This window comes from Azonexus caeni (assembly GCF_048146105.1).
GTDB classification, from domain to species: domain Bacteria; phylum Pseudomonadota; class Gammaproteobacteria; order Burkholderiales; family Rhodocyclaceae; genus Azonexus; species Azonexus aromaticus_B.
The window spans coordinates 1-1509 of sequence record NZ_JBKJAD010000056.1; the positions used below are offsets into that span (position 1 = coordinate 1).

General features: G+C 59.8%; 1 protein-coding gene. It reads left to right on the forward strand.

The features are described from left to right. Positions 1-179 precede the first annotated feature (179 nt). On the forward strand, positions 180-1484 hold the full coding sequence (locus tag ACLIIZ_RS21035) for an IS701 family transposase (protein ID WP_416695649.1): 1305 nt from the start codon (positions 180-182) through the stop codon (positions 1482-1484). Positions 1485-1509: the final 25 nt, after the last annotated feature.

Here is a 1509-nt window from a genome sequence, read left to right on the forward strand (position 1 = left end):
TTCTACTTTGTCAGATTCCCCCAAAGTCATCTGAAGCCGTCATGTGATAAAATGCAAGCTGTTGTTTTAAATGAATTTACAGAGGCTTTGGATTTTCATGACGGCCTCAATATTCCGAATGCATTCGCGAGCTGGTCCGCTCGGCACTCGCCCACTTTGACGACCATTTCCGCCCTTATCTGCCCTGTTTTCAGCGCCGGACCCGTTCGGTTGAGGACGCCGCCAAACGCTACCTCCATGGCCTTTTCCAGTGCGACCGGCGCAACATGGAACAGATGGCCGAACAGGTGGCGGGCAGTCACTACCAGCGGCTTCACCACATGTTGAGCGAATCGAACTGGTCGCGCGCCGAGGTTCGGCGACAACTGATCACCGACGCCAATGCCCAGTTCGGCCATGGCGCAGCCTTGGTGTTTGATGAATCCGCCTTCGCCAAGAAAGGCGAGAAGTCGGTCGGCGTGGCACGCCAGTGGAATGGCCGTCTGGGCAAGACCGAGAACAGCCAGGTCGGCGTCTTCGCGGCCTTGGTGCGAGATCGCGCGTGTGCCTTGGTCGATGGTGAGCTGTTCGTGCCCAAGCACTGGTTTGATGATCCCCAACGCTGTCAGGAAGCAGGGATGCCGGAGTCTCTGGAATTCCGGACCAAGGGTCAAATTGCTCTGGAATTGTTGTTACGTCTGCGGCGCGAGGGCCTGCATTACAGCCATGTCGTGTTCGATGCCGGTTACGGCCATCTACCCTGGTTATTGAACAATCTGGATGACGAAGGCGAGACCTTCCTGGCCGAGATTCATGCCGATCAGGGGATCTATCTGGAGAACCCGCAACCGCCCCTTGCCGAGCGCACCGAGCCTCGCGGCAGGGCGCCGAAGATGCTACGGGCGCAAGCGGACGTTCAGACGGTGACGGCTTGGGCGCAAGCGCAACCGGAGAGCGCCTGGCGCCGCCTGTCCGTCCGCGCCGGGGAGAAAGGGGATGTCGTTGCCGAGTACCTGAGCTGTCGGGTCTTCGTCTGGGACGGCAAAGCGCCCCAGGCGCGTCGCTGGCATCTGCTGGTTCGCCGGGAAATCGGCGGCAAGAAGCTCAAGTTCTGTTTCGCCAACGCCAAGCCGCAGGCTTCGTTATGCCGATTGGCCAGCATGCAGGCTGACCGCCACTTCGTCGAACGCGCCTTCGAGGACGCCAAGAGCACCTGCGGCATGGCCGGCTACCAGGCCCGCGGCTGGCAGGCCTGGCATCACCACATGGCGCTGGTCATGATCGCCTTGATGTTCCTCGCCAAAGAGCGCCTGGCGCATCGCGACATCACCGCCAGCATGCTCTCCTGCCACGACCTGATCGACATCCTGCGGCACAAGCTGCCCAGCAAGGTCAAAACCGACGACGACATGGCCGACATGATCACCGAACGCCATCGCCGACGACTTGAGGCGATGCAATCCGCCTACCAAAAACAGGCCAAAACCCTTCGGGCATCAAAGTAATGCCGAATCTGACAAAGTAGAACTA